We start from the raw sequence: 17,104 nt of genomic DNA, 5'->3' as shown, positions 1-17,104 counted from the left end.
GGTCGTTAAAGGTGTTTTTTGAAATCAACGCCCCGTAATAACTTGGCGTTTTTTGCAATCATAAGCTCAGCTTACAACGAATTCATGAATTGGCAAATGAGGATGTCTTTGTTGCGACAAAGGAGACGAAAACTGCCTCTGGTGACCAAAAACGTTGGTATTCAAACGCGCTGGGAAGGCTCACCACCCCCTGCGCCCGAACAGGGATTGCAGCCGGCTTTGCCCGGCAAAAGGATCGACCTCTGATGGCGCAGTCAGGCCCGAGACAACGCGGCGCACCATTACCCAGCAGATTACAGCAAATATCACACCGCCCAGCGCCTGCCCCAACAACACTCCCGGAGCGCCTGCGAAATAGGCTCCGGCCACTGCAAATGGCCACGTGCCCAGCGTATGTCGCCCCCAGTTAACCCACGTGGAGTAAATGGGATAGCCAAGGTTGTTGAAGCTGGCATTCGCAACAAAGATCACCCCGTTGAAGAAGGACGCAAGGGCCAGCGGCCCGCAAAACAGATAGATCAGCGCCCGCGTCTCGCCTTGGGCCTGAAACAAGTCGGCGATGGGGGCACGCAGGACGAACAGCACCGCAGCCATCAGAACCACATAGACGGCAGTAAATTTCACGCCCGCCAGGAACGCGCCCTTCACCCTGTCATACTGCCCTGCCCCAAAGTTCTGCCCGACAATCGGGCCTATCGCCCCGGATAGAGCAAATACCACGGAGAATGCGACGGGCATCAACCGCCCTATTACCGCCATGCCAGCCACGGCGTCTGTTCCAAACTGTGCAACCTCACGGATCACGATGGCGTTGCCGACCGGCGTGGCGACATTGGTCAGAACTGCCGGTATTGCAATCGCCCGAACCGGTTGGAGGTCATCCATCACTTGCCTCAGCGACGGTCGCGCAAATCCATGGTGCACGCGCACTGCGGGCCGGACCGCCGCTATCAGCATACAGATACGTGCAATAACCGAGGCAATCGCCGCCCCGTCCAGGCCAAGACCGACAGCGAAAATCAGGATCGGATCCAGAACCGCGTTCGCAAGCCCGCCATAAATCGTGGCCTGCATAGACCGGCGCGCATCACCATGCGCACGTAGCACAGCCATACCCGTCATTGCCACTGCCATCACCCACATGGTCGGCAGAATAATGCTGACATACCGTGCGGCCAGTTGCAGAACCTCGCCCTGCGCGCCCAGCAAGGACAGCAAAAACTTGATGTTGATCATGACTATGGCAGACACAATCAATCCCATCAGAATACCAAGAAGGGCAACGCTTGTACCGAATTGCCGGGCTTTTTCGAGCCGCCCGGCCCCCAACTCGCGGGCGACAAGAGCCCCGGCTGCGATGGACAGCCCCACATTGATCGAGTTGGTGAAAAACAAAAGCGTGCCCGCATAGCCGACCGCTGCGGCCAAGGCGTCATTGCCCAGCATTGAGATGAACACCATGTCCACGAAATCCACGGCAAAGATTGCCATAAGACCAATGCTGGTGGTCAGCGACATTCGGGTCACATGCCGCATCAGACTGCCGGTCAAAAAGACAGCCATGCCCGTGGATTGTTGTGTCATTGGCTGGTCCGTCCCTTTGTCCTGGAAATCAATCTGCCCGCGATGGGCACTAGTCAGCAACCTCAAACTTGTGCCGTGCGCGCCGATTACAGCCCTACCTTTTTTGGCAATCCGCATTTTGCGCCGCTGCGATGATGTTGCAGTACGAAAATCCTTACCGCTTTGGATATCGGCGTCCGCCGCTGCGTCCACTGGCGCCTCGCATCCAGCATTATAAGTCAACGGATTTTGCCGGGAATGCCTGATCGACGGGAAGGTTGCCGTTCTCAACGAACAGGACAAACTCACCCAACCCGGCGCGTACTACCTTTTCGGCGCATACGTTCGCGCAGTGTTTATCAAGGGCGGGCACGCAAGTGGCCGCCGTGCGAAACGGTCGATGGCGGTGAGGTACTCTGACCGCGGGTACCGCCACGCGGGGCATGAGCCTGCACTGGACGAGGTCTAAAGATAGAAAAATCAGTACCAAAACTCGCTCAATACATTATAAGAAATGAATATACTGAGTTTACGATATTCGATTAGCGCGAAGACCTGGGGAGGGTTCAATGCTTCGACTTACAACCTGTTTGATCTCTTTGCTGACACTACCAGCGCTTGTTTGGGCAGACGCGGTCCCCAGCAAAGAGGCTGCTGAAGGCACCTTTGCTGACCGCCCATATTCGCCCTACGCCAACCGATCGTTCCCCGAACGGCCGCTTTGGGGTGATACACACCTGCACACCGGTTTGTCGCTGGATGCGGGCGCATTCGGAAACACCTTGCTTCCTGATGAGGCATGGCGGTTCGCAAAGGGGGAACAAGTTATTTCGTCAACCGGTCAGGCCGTCAGGCTGGCGCGGCCCCTGGATTGGATGGTGCTGACGGATCATACTGATTTGATGGGTTTCGCCCCGGACCTGCAGGCCGGTAAACCTGGCGTTATTGGTGACCCAAAAGGCTTGGAGTGGTACGAAGGTTACAAGGCGGGTGGTGAAGAAGCCGGGAAAGCGGCCTTCGACATTATTACTAATTTCTCTCAAATGACCCTGCCGGAAATCCTACTTGAGTCATACAGCCCAGGCGCGGACGCATTCGCATTTACATGGGAAAACATCGTTATGGCAGCGGAACGGCATAACGACCCCGGCAATTTCACCGCCTTTATTGGGTTTGAATGGACGTCCGTTCCCAAGGGATTCAACCTGCACCGCAATGTCATGCTACGTGACGGACCAATTCGGGCACTGCAAATGGTGCCGCCGGTGACTCAGCCTCCTTACGGCGACACCGACCCCAAGGCGCTTTATGCGTGGCTTGAAGAATATCAGGGTAAAACCGGCGGTCGCGCGGTTGCTTTTGCACATAATGGCAACCTGTCAAATGGCTGGATGTTCCCCACTGAGGATACTTATCACGGCGGCAAGGTAGACGAAGAATACGTGCAGAACCGCGCCAAGTGGGAGCCGCATTATGAGGTCACCCAAATCAAAGGCGACGGAGAAGCACACCCCTTCCTTAGCCCGGAAGACGAATTTGCGGACTATGAAAACTGGGACGTCGGCAACCTCGATATTACCGAGCTGAAAACAGAGGACATGCTGGCCGGTGAATATGCCAGGGAAGCCTTGAAACGTGGCCTGATGCTGGAAGAAAAATTCGGGGTGAACCCTTATAAGTTCGGAATGGGTGGGGCAACAGACAGCCACACATCGCTGGCAACAGCTGAAGAGGACAACTTTTTCGGAAAATCCGTCAGCGTTGAACCGTCGGCCACAAGAATCCAGCACCCCTTCATCGCCAATGATCTTGGCGAAATCCCCGGCGACCTTCTTGTCGCATCTGGTTACACTGCCGTCTGGGCCACCGAGAACACGCGTTCGGCGATCTTTGATGCTTTCAAACGGCGTGAAACCTATGCCACGACTGGTCCTCGGATCGGTCTGCGGTTCTTTGGTGGATGGGAATTTGACGAAGCAGATCTTGAGACCCGGTTCCTTGCGGACGTTGGCTACACCAAAGGCGTTCCGATGGGCTCGGACTTACGCCCTAACGAAGGTGATGGAGCGCCTTCATTCCTGATTGCAGCGCTACGCGATCCGGTTGGGGCCAATCTGGACCGGGTACAGGTCGTAAAAGGGTGGCTCGATGGCGAAGGAGAATTGCACGAGAAAGTCTACGACGTTGCATGGTCGGATGACCGGGCTGCTGATGAAAACGGCAAAGTCCCGGCTGTCGGCAACACCGTCGATATCGAAACCGCCAGCTGGAGTAACACGATTGGCACCGCCGAGCTTGTGTCGGTTTGGGCCGATCCAGACTTTGATCCAAATGCGCGGGCCTTCTACTATGTCCGGGCGCTTGAAATTCCCACACCCCGTTGGGTCCTGTACGACAAGGTCCGGTTCGGTATTGAATTGCCGGAAGAGGCGCAACTGGTTCATCAGGAGCGCGCATACTCCTCGCCGATCTGGTACACTCCTAGCGAGTAACCGAACAATACACTAAAGACATTGCCGGGCGGCCAACCCCGCCCGGCAATATTGCGACACGACATTGAGAACCCGCATGCAAATTTTAAAACAACCTTTAGTCCACTTCATTTTGATCGGGGTTGCCATTTTCGGTTGGTTTGCATGGATTTCCCCGCAACAGGACATCGTTGAAGAAACCGACACGATCACAGTCGATGGTAACGATGTCGCCCTACTGAAAACACGTTTCCAAAACAGCTGGAACCGCCCACCGACGGAAGATGAGTTACAGGCCCTGATTGACGGGGCGATCCGCGAAGAAGTTCTTGTGCGCGAAGCACGCAAGCTTGGGCTGGATCAAGGTGATCAGGTCATCCGTGCACGTCTGGCGCAGAAGATGGATTTTCTGACTGACGCAATCGCAGCTTCGATCGAGCCCGAGCCCGAAGTGTTGCAGACCTTTCTAAACGAAAACCCGGAACGGTTCACCAAACCGGCACAGATCGCTTTTGACCAGATCTATCTGGGCGAGAACGCTGATCCGGATGCCATCGAACGCACGATCGAGGCTGCAAACACTCAGCAGGACTGGAGCAGCATCGGACCGACAACTTTGCTTCCAAAGTCGATGCCTCTGACAGTAGTGCGCGTGGTGGACGCAAACTTTGGCACTGGCTTTTCGGCGGCTCTGAATTCGTTGGAGCCAGGCAGCTGGTCCGGCCCTGTCCGATCCGCATATGGCATCCACGTGGTTCGTGTTACGGACAAACAAGAACCCATATTGCCAAAGCTGGAAGATATCCGCGATACCGTTTTACTGGAATGGCGCCGCGAAGCCGGGTCGGATCTGGCGCAGGCACAATATGAAAGCCTGGCGTCGAATTACCAGGTCGAAACACCCGACATGGACAAGGCGGTCGAATGAAGCGGCTCTTTTGCCTGTTATTCTCGGGCTGGCTGATGTTCGCCGCACAAGCGGGACATGCACATGCACTTGACCCCGGTTATTTGGACCTGCGGCAATTGGCGAGCAACACCTGGCAAGTGTTATGGCGCAAGCCTGATGTGAATGGCCGCCCCATGGGTATCGATGCCATACTACCCGCTCAATGTGCCCAAAACCGAGGACCCGAGCCACGATCCGACGGAACAGCTTGGATCACGACCTGGGTTCTTGAGTGCGAGGAGGATATCGCCGGTCACACCATCACCATTGAAGGGCTGGAGCAACAACGAAACGACGTTCTGCTGCGCATCCAACCCATATCGTCGGAACCCTCCACCTTGCGGTTCACACCCGAGACGCCTGCTTTGATCATACCAGAACAGCCAACGACCTGGTCGGTTCTGAGCAGTTACTTCCGCCTTGGGTTCGAGCATATCCTGGAGGGTTGGGATCACCTTCTGTTTGTTTTCGCTTTATTTGTGCTGGTGCGCGACCCATGGCGGTTGGTCGGGGCGGTTACAGCCTTTACCGTCGCGCATTCCATTACGCTGGCGCTTGCCACGCTGGGCGTTCTGAACGTGCCCGGTCCACCGGTCGAAGCCGTGATCGCCTTGTCGATCGTGTTCCTCGCTTTGGAAATCCTCAACCGAAAGGATGGTGAGCTGCGCCTGTCCGAACAATATCCCTGGATCGTCTGCTTTTGCTTCGGATTGTTGCACGGACTGGGATTTGCTGGCGCGCTGGCCGATATCGGAGTTCCAACAGAGGATATCTTCGCGGCACTGCTGGCCTTCAACATCGGGGTCGAGACCGGTCAGCTTCTGTTCATCGCCGCACTGTCGGGCCTGATCCTGTTATGGCGTCTTGCGCTGCCAACGATTTCGCAAAAGGCTGGCGTCGTCGCAGTACCCGTCACCGGATATACCATCGGCTGCGTGTCGCTGTACTGGTTAGTTGAACGCGTCAGCGGGTTTTGATTGGCGTGTCCGCTAATTCGCGGCCTCTTGCAGCAGCAGTAAACACGCCTGAACCCGGTCCGTTTCGACCTGCGCCCAGCCTTCGTTTGTTAGTTTCTGGTGCTGGCGCGCCTCGATCAACACCTGCTGGGCGCCCTCGGGATCACCGGCCGAAAAAAATCAGCTTGGCGATCAAAATCAACGGGTACGGTTGTAGTTCCCTGCACCACTGACCCACCTGGCCTCGGCCGCCTGACGCACCCCACTGATGTTGTCAAAGGTCGGCGCATCATAGCCAGTCACCTAGCTACGCTCGGAAAATCGCAATTGCTGGTCCAGTTACCGGCGTCACCGACGGGACATGTCACCATCAAGGACGACACCAAAGCTTTGGCCAAGTGCTACGACAAGGGCGGGTCGACGGGCGCATTTGGTCGGAACCTACGCGACGGAAAGGTGGCAACCAAAGCCGATACGCTCTTAACTCGGACGAAATCCGGAGAGAAACGGGAGGGGGCCGGTACGACCGGTTCAGAAAATCGATTGATCATCAAAGCGCTGAAAATTATCGCGGGCACGCTTATTCTGGGTGTCGTCGCAATTGTGGGCTATCTGCTGATCGCCCCGCCTGACCTTTTGAAGGTGGGAACAAACTATTCGGCCAAGATCGTCTGCTCCAATGTCTTCATTGCCGGGCGCGACCCGGAAGAGGTTTTGACCGTCGATGTTCAGGCCCCGGGGCATCCATTGCTTAAGCAGATATCGATCGACGTGGACGCCGAGGCCCAAACCGTGACAGCGCGGATATTCCGGTTCTTTGCCCCCGCGACCTCGCAATATCGCGAGGGGCTTGGCTGCACCAATATCCATGACGCGACACTCAGCACTGCGACCTTAGCCGCAATCGAGCCCTTGCCTACTGGTCTCTGGCCCGCCGGCGACGAAGTTCAATTGTCACAAGATCCTGAAGTTGCGCGTATCCTGGCAGATAGCACCCTTCTGGGCGAAGGATACCGCGCCGTGGTTGTCGTGCGGGGTGGGCGTATCGTTGGCGAGACCTATGCGGAGGGGTTTGACGAAAACACGCCTTTGCTTGGGTGGTCGATGACCAAGACGGTTACTGCGGGCTTGATCGGTACCCTGATCAAATCCGGCCAGATGTCGCTGGAGGATACGCTGACCGACAGTTATCCGGACTGGGCACAGGACGGACGCAAAAACATCACCCTTAAGGACATGCTGGCCATGTCCAGCGGTCTGCAATGGAATGAAGAATATGGCGACGTCTCGGACGTGACCAAGATGCTGTATCTTAATGATGACATGGCAGGTTTTGTCTCGGGCCGTCCGGCGGAAAGTGAGGTTGGGGCGGACTTCAACTACTCATCGGGGACGACCACAGCCTTGTCGCGCGTCTGGCAGAACAAGCTGACCGATGGCAGCCTAACCTATCCGCAAGAGGCTCTGTTCGAACCATTGGGCATGACATCCGTCGTGCTCGAGACCGACGCGGCGGACACATTTGTCGGGTCCAGCTATATGTATGCCACTGCGCGTGACTGGGCGCGTTTTGGGCAACTGCTATTGCAGAAAGGCGAATGGAACGACCAACAAATCCTGCCCGAGGGCTTTACGGACTGGATGTTTGAGCCGGTTGCCGCATCTGACGGGATGTATGCCAAAGGTCATCTGTGGCTGGACTCTCCGGGAGGGTTGCCGCCCTATGAGGACGCCGTCTGGCTTCAGGGGCATGACGGGCAGTTCATCGGTGTATTCCCATCCCAAGACATGGTCGTTGTGCGGTTGGGTTTGACGCCCTCCCGGCACGGATATTCCTCGTTACCGCTGGCCGAGGCGCTCATCTCTGCCTTGCAGAATTGATAAGAACGGCCCGCTGGTCCGGCCTTTGCTCTATTCCAGAATTTGCGTTGCAATACCGGTGCTTGCCAGCTCATCTTCTACAAGGGCCTAGATCTGATCCGGCGGCGTGTTCAGAGAATAAAGCATCAAAGCAGGATCGACGCCCAATTCGATCAGTTGCTGCATTGCTTCGCCTTGCCCCTTTTGGATGCTTTCAACGGCAAAGACCACGGGGATCAGGCGTGGTTGGTCTTAGTAATGCTGATGAAGTCCGACAATGCCTTGCAATGACACGATACGCGCGACCCCATCGGCCAGAACATATGGACAGGCGGACGTGCAGACCGCGCCCGGCTGTACAGCCGATGACAACCCGGTCTCGCGAATCTGCGCGCCGATCAACAAAGCTTCGGACACGTGGCCGCCCGGGCTGAGCAGCGCGACCATGTCGGGTTGTTCTTGCATCTCGGACAAATAAGTTTCGAACCTTTCGGCATCGCCCGTTTCGATCTGACCACTCATCAGAAGGACACGCCGCAGATCACCGGCTTACTCCAGCTCAGCCAGATCTTCGAAGCTTTGACGCGCGCGCTCGACCTCTTGCCCCAGCGCCTGACCGCTAAGTGCAATGTCATGCGCTTGCTCAAGCGCTGCCTGGTAGTCGCGCACGGTGTTTTCCAAGTGCTGTTCGACCGCTGCGGCACCAGCCAGTGCAGTGGCGTTAAGCCAGCTGGACATGGCTATAATTGCAACGGATCCAACGATCGTCGACAACGTCAGGCCAACGAACCGCTGGCCGTGCAAATCGACGGAAGTAACCGCAGCATATGGCTCCAGAACAAAAAGATGCCGACGGACACCGCGATCGAGTATGCGACCGCTGCGAAAAAGATTACCGCACCATTGTCTTCCAACAGTAACGAAACACCAAGGTAAGTGTAGATTCCCTAAGCGATCGCCAAAACACCCAAAGCGGCTGGCGTGAACGTGTCCAACCAGGCCAGATGCGCCTCAAGCTCTTTGGCCGTCCGCAGCCCCCTCGCCTCCTCCGCGGTCAGGCGGTCCCTTTTCTCTGTCATGTCACCCCACGCTCCCAATCGATAAACTTGGATAATCACTAGATAATAACGCATGCGACCATTTGATTTGGTCCCATGCGTAACTTCAAGTTGAGCGGGTTGGGGCGAAGTGTTGTGATCGTTCCAAGATTACCGCGACGGGTTCAAAACACCGGCGAGCCCAGCATGACAGAACTGCAACAGGTTCCCGATTGCGCCCTCGGCGTCGCGTTTTTGGTCAGGGCCGGAAAGTGCCCCAATCCGCCACTCCGACGTGCACAACGCCAGCATGGACGACACTGAAAAGACCAACGCCCCGGCAACGTTCGCCGGGTCGGCCTTGGGATATTTTGTGCACAGCTTGTGAACGACCAGCGAAGCGACGGGATCAAAATGGGTTTTGGCCAGCGCATGCCAGCGCGCATCAGCGGAAACAATCGCCACAATGCGCGCGTACGCCAGCCACTGCGGGTCATTACTGAATGCGCGGGCCAAAAACGGCCTCATGAAGGCTGACATCAGGTCCGCGGCGTCCCAATCGCCGCACTCCTCCAATCGGCTGATGGTTTCACGGCGCTCTTGCGATAGTTCACTGGCGCGACGCGCAACGATGCGTTCAAAAAGCTCATCCTTTGGACCGCCGTGAAAGTTCACGTTGGCCTTCTGAACCTGCGCCCGCTCGGCGATGTCGCGAATCGAGGCACCGTCGAATCCCTGCTCGGCAAAGACCAGTTCCGCAGCGTCAAGAATACGCTCCCGTGCCGCAATGGATCGCTGCGAAGGCGCCCTTTTTCTTTCTTTTACAGCGTGTTGTGCCATTTCAAAAACTAATTTGCCTTATTTCGAACGATCGTTCAAGATAAATAGTGTCGCAGGAGGAGAAACGAATGGAACAGGTGCAAGTCGGAGCGGGCCAGCCGGTCACGGTGAAGGCCCGCCCGGAAGAGTGTTTTGCTCTGATCGGAGCCGGGCCCATGGGTCTGGCAATGGCCAAGACACTTGTCGAGCAGGGAGTGCCATTTCAAGGATTTGAACTGGCTGATGATGTGGGTGGCCTGTGGAACATCGATGCCCCTCGGTCTACGATGTACGAGACCGCCCACCTCATATCGTCCAAGAAAATGACCGAATTCACCGACTTCCCTATGCAGGAAGAAACGGCGGAGTATCCATCACATCGCGAGCTCAAGACGTATTTCCACGACTTCGCAAACGCATTTGACCTGTACCAGCACTATCACTTTGGTGCCGAGGTCCTGAGTACCTCACCGCTGGATGCAGGCGGATGGGAGGTGAAATGGCGTGACAAGGCAGGCACTGAGCACTGCCAGATCTTTGCGGGTATCCTGATCGCCAACGGCACATTGTCCGAACCCAACCTACCCAAGTTTGAGGGAGAGTTTTCAGGCGAGCTGATCCACGCCTCGGACTATCGTTATCCGACGCAATTCACAGGCAAGCGGGTTCTGGTCATCGGGGCCGGAAACTCGGGCTGCGATATCGCGGTTGACGCCATTCACCACGGGCAGTCCTGCGATATCTCGATGCGCCGGGGGTACTATTTTGTACCCAAATACGTCTTCGGTGTTCCGGCCGACACGATGGGTGGGAAGATCAAACTGCCCATGTGGCTGAAACGAAAAGTCGACGGTGCAATCCTGAAATGGTTCGTGGGTGATCCGCAGAAATATGGCTTTCCCAAGCCAGATTACGCCCTCTACGAGTCCCACCCCGTCGTCAACTCGCTGATCCTGTTCCACGCCGGGCATGGCGATTTGAAGGTGCGCCCTGACATTGAAAGATTTGACGGCAAGACGGTCCATTTCCGTGATGGCACCAGTGCTGAATACGACATGGTTCTGGCCGCGACCGGATATAAACTGCACTACCCGTTCATCGATAAGTCACACTTGAATTGGCAGGGCGACGCCCCGCATCTGTACCTGAACTGCATGCACCCGACCCGCGATGATCTGTTCATTCTGGGAATGATCGAGGCGTCGGGCCTTGGGTGGCAAGGACGGCACGAACAGGCCGAGATGGTGGCGCGCTATATCGCGGGACTAAGATCCGGAAACTCTGCCGCAAAGGCCATTCACGCGACCAAATCCCAAAAATTCGAACGTGCGACCGGCGGCATGAACTATATCGACCTGCCCCGGATGGCCTATTATGTCGACAAAGCGACCTACCGCGGTGAAGTGACCCGACAGATCGCGGCGTTAAAAGCGGCCCAGTCATGAACGGGATCGACGATGTCGCGCTGAACTTCGATGCAGGCAACCTAAAGCTGCTGAACGTCATCCTTGCCGTCGTGATGTTCTCAATCGCGCTGGATCTTAGGATGGATGACTTTCGCCGGATCCTGCGCGGACCGAAACCGTTGCTTGTTGGGCTGGCGTCCCAGTTTTTGGTTCTACCCGCACTCACGTTTCTGATGCTGCTGGTGGTCAATCCACTACCGTCGGTCGCGATGGGGCTGATCCTTGTAGCGGCCTGCCCGGGAGGGAACATCTCGAATTTCATGACGCACCGTGCTGGCGGAAACGTGGCGCTTTCGGTGTCGATGACAGCGTTCGCAACCGTCGGCGCGATCATCATCACGCCCGCTAATGTTGCGTTGTGGGGGAATCTTTACGCCCCAACACGAGAAATCCTGCAAAGGACAGAAATCGACCCGGTCGCAGTGGCCATTACGGTCGGCTTCATGCTGATCCTACCGCTGATCCTTGGCATGCTGGTCAATGCGCGTTTCACAGCCGTCGCCGATAAAATCCGCCGCCCGATGCAGTGGCTCTCGATGGCGATCTTCATCACTTTCATCCTGGTGGCGCTCGCTGCGAACTGGGGAATTTTCCAACATTTTGCGACCGCGATCATCGGAATCGTCATCCTGCATAACGCGCTGGCTTTTATGGGCGGGTATCTGACCGCGACGGCCGCCAACCTGTCGGAACGCGACCGCCGATCTGTCACAATCGAAACTGGGATACAGAACTCGGGCCTTGGCCTCATCCTGATTTTCGCCTTTTTCGGAGGGCTTGGCGGAATGGCGGTGGCCGCCGCACTTTGGGGCATCTGGCACGCAATCTCGGGGTTGGCTCTGGCCGCCTTCTTCGCAAGACGAGAGGTGCCCGAATGCGCCACATCCTGATCACCGGGGCCGCCGGTGCGGTGGGAACTGCCTTGCTGCAACGGTTGGGCGGTCGGGCCGACATCAAGATCACTGCAACCGATATTCAAGAGCCCGCCAACTTGCCGAAAAATGCACGGTTCGTACGGATGGATGTCACCGGCAACGCGCCTCTCAACGTCATTCTGGCCGAAGAACCGGACACCATTGTTCATCTGGCGTCCATCGTGACCCCCGGTCCGAGCTCGACCAGAGACCATGAATATCAGGTTGATGTCGAAGGTACCCGAAATGTGCTGAGTGCGGCGATTGCCGCCGGGGTCAAGCGTCTGGTGGTTACCTCTTCGGGGGCCGCTTATGGGTATCATGCCGATAACCCGGTTCCCTTGCGCGAAACGGATACGATACGAGGCAATAAGGAGTTTGCCTATTCCTGGCACAAGCGGCTGGTCGAAGAAATGCTGGCCGAAGCCAGACAAAGCGCGCCCGACCTCGAACAGGTTGTTCTGCGCGTGGGCACAGTATTGGGGCCCAAGGTCGAAAACCAGATAACGGCTCTGTTCCACAAGCCCAGTCTGCTGGGCTTGAAAGGCTCCGACAGCCCTTTCGTGTTCATTTGGGACGAAGACTTGGCCGATATACTGGTTCGTGCGGCCACGGACGGGCCTGCCGGCGTTTTCAACGTTGCGGGTGACGGCGCGCTGACCATCTCACAGATCGCGTCACAAATGGGCAAATCGGTGCGTTGGCTGTCCCCTGCGGTGGTCAAAATCGCCCTGTCCATTGCCCGCCCGCTGGGTTTGTCGCGCTATGGGCCAGAACAAGTGCGTTTCCTTCTATACCGTCCCGTGTTGAACAATGCCGCGCTGAAAGGCGAATTCGGCTATCACCCCAAATTCACAAGTGCCGAGGCGTTTGATCGCTGGTGGGAGGCTGCCCAATGAAACCAACCGCTGTCATCACCGGAGGCGCTGGCGGTTTGGGCCGTGCGCTGTCCGCCGCGCTGAGGGCCGACGGCTGGCACACGGCGTTGATCGATTTACCGGGGCCAGAGCTTGACGCGCTTGCCAATCAGGATGAAGTCAGCATCTATGCCTGTGATCTGACCGACGCTGATCAATGCAAAGACACCTGCACCCGGATCATTGCGGCAAGAGACTCCATAGATCTGGTTATTTATAATGCGGGCGTCTCGCAGATTTCTGCGTTTTCTGACAGCGATATGACATCTCACCGAAACCTGTTCGAAATCAATTACTTCGCTGCGGTTACTTGCGCCCAGAATTTTCTGGAGGCGATCAGGCAGGCCAAGGGAACGCACCTTGCAATCTCTTCCGTCGCGGGTTTTGCACCGCTCATCCATCGAACCGCCTATGCAGCCAGCAAACACGCGATGGAGGGGTTCTTTAAGTCCCTTCGCGCCGAAGAATCCGCCCACGGGGTTCGCGTTTCCATCGCCGCGCCATCCTTTGTTGCGACCAATATCGGGCGACCCGAAACTGCTGACGCTGGGTTCGTTCGTCCCGGCTCAGCCTCAGATGGCATCGACTACATGGAGCCGGAAGCAGCGGCGCAGGTGATTTTGCAAGGTTATCGGCGACGTAAAGACTACATCCCTGTCGGACGGATCGCACGGATCGCCAATTTGGTGAACCGTCTGGCGCCAAAGTTCTACGTCCGGCAGATGATGCGCACAGTCGGCAAAGGACCAACGCCCTGACCTGTCAACTGACCGAAGCCTCTAACACTGATTTTAGCTTTTGTGCATCAATCGGCTTATGCAGCAAAAGGTAGCCTGCCGTTTTGCAAGAGGTCGCCAATTCGGTCGAACGATCAGCGGAAATGATGCAACCGGGCAGTTGCCCGAATTCGCGCTCCAGTTCGGCAATGGCATCGGTCCCGGTCTTGCCGCCGTCCAGCTGATAATCGGCGACAATGACATCCGGTAGGATCCCGATCTCGCGCAGCAGGTTTGCAGCCTCATCTTTGCTGGCCGCTTCCAATACCTGAACGCCCCAGTTTTCCATCGTCATGCACAGCGCGCCGCGCAGGTTGTCATCGTTTTCAATCAGCAAGGCGACCGTCCTGTGCAGCACGTCCGAGCGCGGCGGTATCGACGGTTCACCACTATTCAGCGCGTCGCGTGCCTGGCCTGCTGATGGAACCGTGATTGAGAAAACGGTTCCGCGCCCCAGTTCGGACTGCAGACGTATCGGATGTTTCAACAAACCACAGGCGCGTTCCACAATGGCAAGGCCCAAACCCATCCCTTCGGCCGCACTGGCGTCTGAATGAATACGTTTAAATTCTTGAAAAACAACGTCTCTTTGGTCAGGTGCGATCCCAATGCCGGTATCCCAGACCTGAATCGATATGGTTTTCCCCTGTCGTCTTACACCGACCAGAACCCTGCCCGTTTCCGTGTACCGGATCGCGTTCGACAAAAGGTTTTGCAGAATACGCCGCAAGTAACTGGCATCGCTTCTGACAACCGCATCGGTACCCACAAATCCCAATCCAAGCCCTTTTGCTTGCGCCATAGGCCTAAAGGCGTCCTCCATCTGGAAAAAAAGCTCTCCGACCGGGACGGAAGACAAGTGAACCGATGCCCGCCCGGAATCCAGTTTCGATATGTCCAGCAGCGCCTCAAGAATGTGTTCTACACTGTTGAGCGCGCTTTCCGCCTTCGCAGCGACATCCCGCGCGTCAGCCTTGTCCAATCCACTGCCCAGCGTCGAGACGTAGAGTTTTGCAGCCGACAGAGGTTGCAACAGGTCGTGGCTGGCCGCCGCAACAAAGCGCGATTTTGATGCGTTCGCGCGTTCTGCCTCGTTCAGCGCGTCCGCGAGCTCCATTGTCCGCGATGCAACGCGCTGTTCCAACAGTTCCTTGGCCTCGACCAGGGCTTGCGCGGATTTTCTGTCTTCCGTCACATCAGTGAAAGAAATCACAAATCCCTGATCCGGCATTTCCTGCGCAAAGACTGACAAAATCTTGGCACGACCGCTGTGCATCTGGAATTGCAGCGGCGGACGTTCGGTCGAGCGATTGACCCAGGCCAGCAGGTCAGCGTCGCTCACACCGCCCTCAAAACTGATTGTCGCGCTTAACCGGTGAAACAACGTCTGGAACGGTGCGCCAATCTGAAATTGCGCATTGGGAATGGCCAGAAGTTCGCTGGCGCGGTTGTTCCACCCGACCAGACGCAGCTTGCTGTCAAAGATACAGACCCCCTGATCGATATGTTCCAGTGTCGCGCGGATCAGGCGCGCTTTGTCATCGAGGATACGGTCCCTTTCCTGCCGCTCGAACCGCATGATGTCGGTCACATCCGTCTGCAGGATCACCGTGCCGCCATCCGGCGTCCGGTGTTCGGATACCTGCATCCAGCGGTTGCCGCTAAGGCGGATGTTAAAGACAACGTGATCTTCAGCATGGCGTGCCATGCGCCGCTGTACCCAGTCCTTTGGGGAAACGACCCCGGGCAAGGACAGGAACCTGGACTGGCTGACCAACCAGACATAATCGGTGAACCGCAACCCCGGTGTCAGCTTGGTCTGAATGTCGGGCATATGCAGGCCAAAGCGGCTATTGCACAGGACCATTTCTTCATCCCGATTGAACAGCGCAAACCCTTCCTGTACCGCCTCGATCGCATTGGCGAGGTTTGCGCGGGCGGCTTCGGTTTCCTGATTGGCCTGCGCCAAGCGCGCGTTCGAGTCGTTGAGCAAGTCCAACGCCCGCTCAAGGTCATCTGTTCGGGCCCGCACTTCCTGTTCAAGCATGGCAGCCCGCTGAAACTGTGCGTAAGCCGCGCCCGAGGCGTCAGTGGATTCCTCGACCCGCCGCATCAGGGCCGCGACGATCTTCAGCAGCTTTTCATTCTGCCGATCAAGCGGATCATTGGGGTCGGTCAGGGATTCAATCATCGCCTACCCGTCTTCCGGAGGGTAAATCGCGACGCCGGTCAGCGTCTGATTCACATGGATCGAATTGAATTGCTCGCCATAGGTCGAAAACCCGACGACATGGTTCTCGGCCAGCAGGCGCGAAATTTCGCCCGTCTTTTGCTTTTCCTGTGCCTCCAGCCGGCGCAGGATGCAATCGCAGCCCAGGATCGTGTCCGGACGGGTGGTCTGTGTCAGCGCAGCGATTTCTTCCTCGAGATGCGAAACCATGTCGCGAGGTTCGGCCAGCGTCAGCACCAGCCCCTCATCAATCGCGGAAAAGAACACAAGGTCACCATTGCCCGCGACGCGCTGGATGGCCCGTACATGATGCTGGCCGCCGATCTGCACAACCAGCGGGTGGGCCGCAAAGGTAAAGGTCGTCAACTGTTCAGGATCTTTACCAAGCAGACGGGCATATTCGCGCGCGGCTGGCTCGGCGTTGATTTCCTGCACGATACGGTTTGCCGGATCGGCCTTGGTGACGACCATACGCCGCGCCGTTGGCAACAGGTGATCCGTCTTGAACACTTTGATCGGACAGCGCGTGCGAACCTGCGTCAGGATCGCCGCGTTCTGCATGGCCTGACCGTCCATCAACACATAAGTCGCGCCGAAATAGGTTCCGTCCCCTGCGGACCCGCCGAACAAGGGCACCGGCCCCAGTCCAACAGCGAGTTCCGACGTCAGCGCATCCTCTTTCGTCGACAAACCGTCGATCATCAAAAAGGAAAACTCGTGCTTCCAATCCGGTACGGACGCCGCCATATCGTTACGGTTGCGGATCATCTGGTCGATGATGTCCTGCGCCGAGAAATTCCCAAGGTCGGGCACCAACAGAGTGCGCACCTCGAAATGCGAAGACGGTAATCCGATGGCGACAATCTGATCTTCGCCATAGCCGCAATCTGCAAGCTCGCCCGCTGTGGTGCATCCGATTACAGGCGTTGGCGCAAAGGCAACTACTGCCTCGGAAATAACCGCCGCCGCATCCGCGCCGGAGCTCACGAACATAATAACCAAGGACAAAAGATCATCGCCCAAGGATCCCGCGAGTTTTTCAATCGCGTGATCCGTGTTGCGATGTACAAAGCCCGTTTTGACGATACCTGGCGCACGGGCGGCAGCTGTCGCCCACCCGACTGCTTGGTTCATCCTGCCCTCCTC

Annotated in this window: 14 protein-coding genes and 1 pseudogene; 8 read left to right on the top strand and 7 right to left on the bottom strand. The window is 56.9% G+C overall.

What is annotated here, in order from left to right:
* Positions 1-180 precede the first annotated feature (180 nt).
* Entirely contained in the window at positions 181-1,584 is a 1,404-nt protein-coding gene (locus AC2FJF_RS00650) for an MATE family efflux transporter (protein WP_496722046.1), read from the bottom strand.
* 548 nt (positions 1,585-2,132) lie between these two features.
* On the opposite strand from AC2FJF_RS00650, the gene AC2FJF_RS00645 reads away from it, so the two are divergent.
* From AC2FJF_RS00645 to AC2FJF_RS00630, 4 genes are all read left to right on the top strand, one after another.
* A complete protein-coding gene (locus tag AC2FJF_RS00645; RefSeq protein WP_496722044.1) occupies positions 2,133-4,055 on the top strand; it encodes a DUF3604 domain-containing protein in 1,923 nt (640 codons plus the stop codon).
* Between the two features lie 76 nt (positions 4,056-4,131).
* The gene (locus AC2FJF_RS00640; RefSeq protein ID WP_496722042.1) at positions 4,132-4,962 is read left to right on the top strand and encodes a peptidyl-prolyl cis-trans isomerase; all 831 of its coding nucleotides are present in this window, start codon (positions 4,132-4,134) and stop codon (positions 4,960-4,962) included.
* The gene (locus AC2FJF_RS00635) at positions 4,959-5,960 is read left to right on the top strand and encodes a HupE/UreJ family protein (RefSeq protein WP_496722040.1); all 1,002 of its coding nucleotides are present in this window, start codon (positions 4,959-4,961) and stop codon (positions 5,958-5,960) included. The genes AC2FJF_RS00640 and AC2FJF_RS00635 overlap by 4 nt, the downstream gene beginning before the upstream one ends.
* 306 nt (positions 5,961-6,266) lie before the next feature.
* On the top strand, positions 6,267-7,820 hold the full coding sequence (locus AC2FJF_RS00630) for a serine hydrolase domain-containing protein (RefSeq protein WP_496722038.1): 1,554 nt from the start codon (positions 6,267-6,269) through the stop codon (positions 7,818-7,820).
* Positions 7,821-7,907: 87 nt separating this feature from the next.
* On the opposite strand, the gene AC2FJF_RS00625 is transcribed toward AC2FJF_RS00630, so the two are convergent.
* The 4 genes and pseudogenes from AC2FJF_RS00625 to AC2FJF_RS00610 all read right to left on the bottom strand — a co-directional run bounded on the left by AC2FJF_RS00625 (position 7,908) and on the right by AC2FJF_RS00610 (position 9,676).
* Complete coding sequence (locus AC2FJF_RS00625; RefSeq protein WP_496722036.1) at positions 7,908-8,030, bottom strand: hypothetical protein; 123 nt, start codon at positions 8,028-8,030, stop codon at positions 7,908-7,910.
* 21 nt (positions 8,031-8,051) lie between these two features.
* The gene (locus AC2FJF_RS00620) at positions 8,052-8,321 is read right to left on the bottom strand and encodes a hypothetical protein (protein ID WP_496722034.1); all 270 of its coding nucleotides are present in this window, start codon (positions 8,319-8,321) and stop codon (positions 8,052-8,054) included.
* Between the two features lie 30 nt (positions 8,322-8,351).
* Positions 8,352-8,878 (bottom strand): annotated as a pseudogene (locus tag AC2FJF_RS00615) (hypothetical protein); the annotation flags it as partial.
* A gap of 129 nt (positions 8,879-9,007) precedes the next feature.
* Positions 9,008-9,676, bottom strand: a complete 669-nt coding sequence (locus AC2FJF_RS00610; protein WP_496722032.1) for a TetR/AcrR family transcriptional regulator — start codon at positions 9,674-9,676, stop codon at positions 9,008-9,010.
* A 68-nt stretch (positions 9,677-9,744) separates the two neighbouring features.
* Here AC2FJF_RS00610 and AC2FJF_RS00605 point away from each other — a divergent pair, with 68 nt between their 5' ends.
* From AC2FJF_RS00605 to AC2FJF_RS00590, 4 genes are read left to right on the top strand one after another with little or no spacing between them, the layout of a single operon-like run.
* Positions 9,745-11,100 carry a flavin-containing monooxygenase gene (locus AC2FJF_RS00605; RefSeq protein ID WP_496722030.1) on the top strand — a complete coding sequence of 452 codons (1,356 nt, stop codon included), beginning with the start codon at positions 9,745-9,747 and terminating at the stop codon, positions 11,098-11,100.
* On the top strand, positions 11,097-12,011 hold the full coding sequence (locus AC2FJF_RS00600; RefSeq protein WP_282150874.1) for a bile acid:sodium symporter family protein: 915 nt from the start codon (positions 11,097-11,099) through the stop codon (positions 12,009-12,011). The genes AC2FJF_RS00605 and AC2FJF_RS00600 overlap by 4 nt, the downstream gene beginning before the upstream one ends.
* Positions 11,996-12,934: an SDR family oxidoreductase gene (locus AC2FJF_RS00595; protein WP_496722028.1), complete on the top strand. Its 939-nt coding sequence runs from the start codon at positions 11,996-11,998 to the stop codon at positions 12,932-12,934. Before AC2FJF_RS00600 ends, AC2FJF_RS00595 begins: the two co-directional genes overlap by 16 nt.
* Positions 12,931-13,710: an SDR family NAD(P)-dependent oxidoreductase gene (locus tag AC2FJF_RS00590; RefSeq protein WP_496722026.1), complete on the top strand. Its 780-nt coding sequence runs from the start codon at positions 12,931-12,933 to the stop codon at positions 13,708-13,710. The genes AC2FJF_RS00595 and AC2FJF_RS00590 overlap by 4 nt, the downstream gene beginning before the upstream one ends.
* Positions 13,711-13,714: 4 nt before the next feature.
* Here the strand turns inward: AC2FJF_RS00590 and AC2FJF_RS00585 are convergent, their stop codons facing one another.
* Both AC2FJF_RS00585 and AC2FJF_RS00580 read right to left on the bottom strand, forming a co-directional pair.
* Positions 13,715-15,919, bottom strand: coding sequence for a PAS-domain containing protein (locus tag AC2FJF_RS00585; RefSeq protein WP_496722024.1), 2,205 nt, complete (start codon positions 15,917-15,919; stop codon positions 13,715-13,717).
* A gap of 3 nt (positions 15,920-15,922) precedes the next feature.
* Entirely contained in the window at positions 15,923-17,092 is a 1,170-nt protein-coding gene (locus tag AC2FJF_RS00580; RefSeq protein ID WP_496722022.1) for an FIST N-terminal domain-containing protein, read from the bottom strand.
* Positions 17,093-17,104: the final 12 nt, after the last annotated feature.

The organism is Ruegeria sp. CDSB013 (assembly GCF_059611165.1).
The sequence above is the reverse complement of the archived record's forward strand: the minus strand, read 5'-3'. Positions and strand labels throughout refer to the sequence as shown.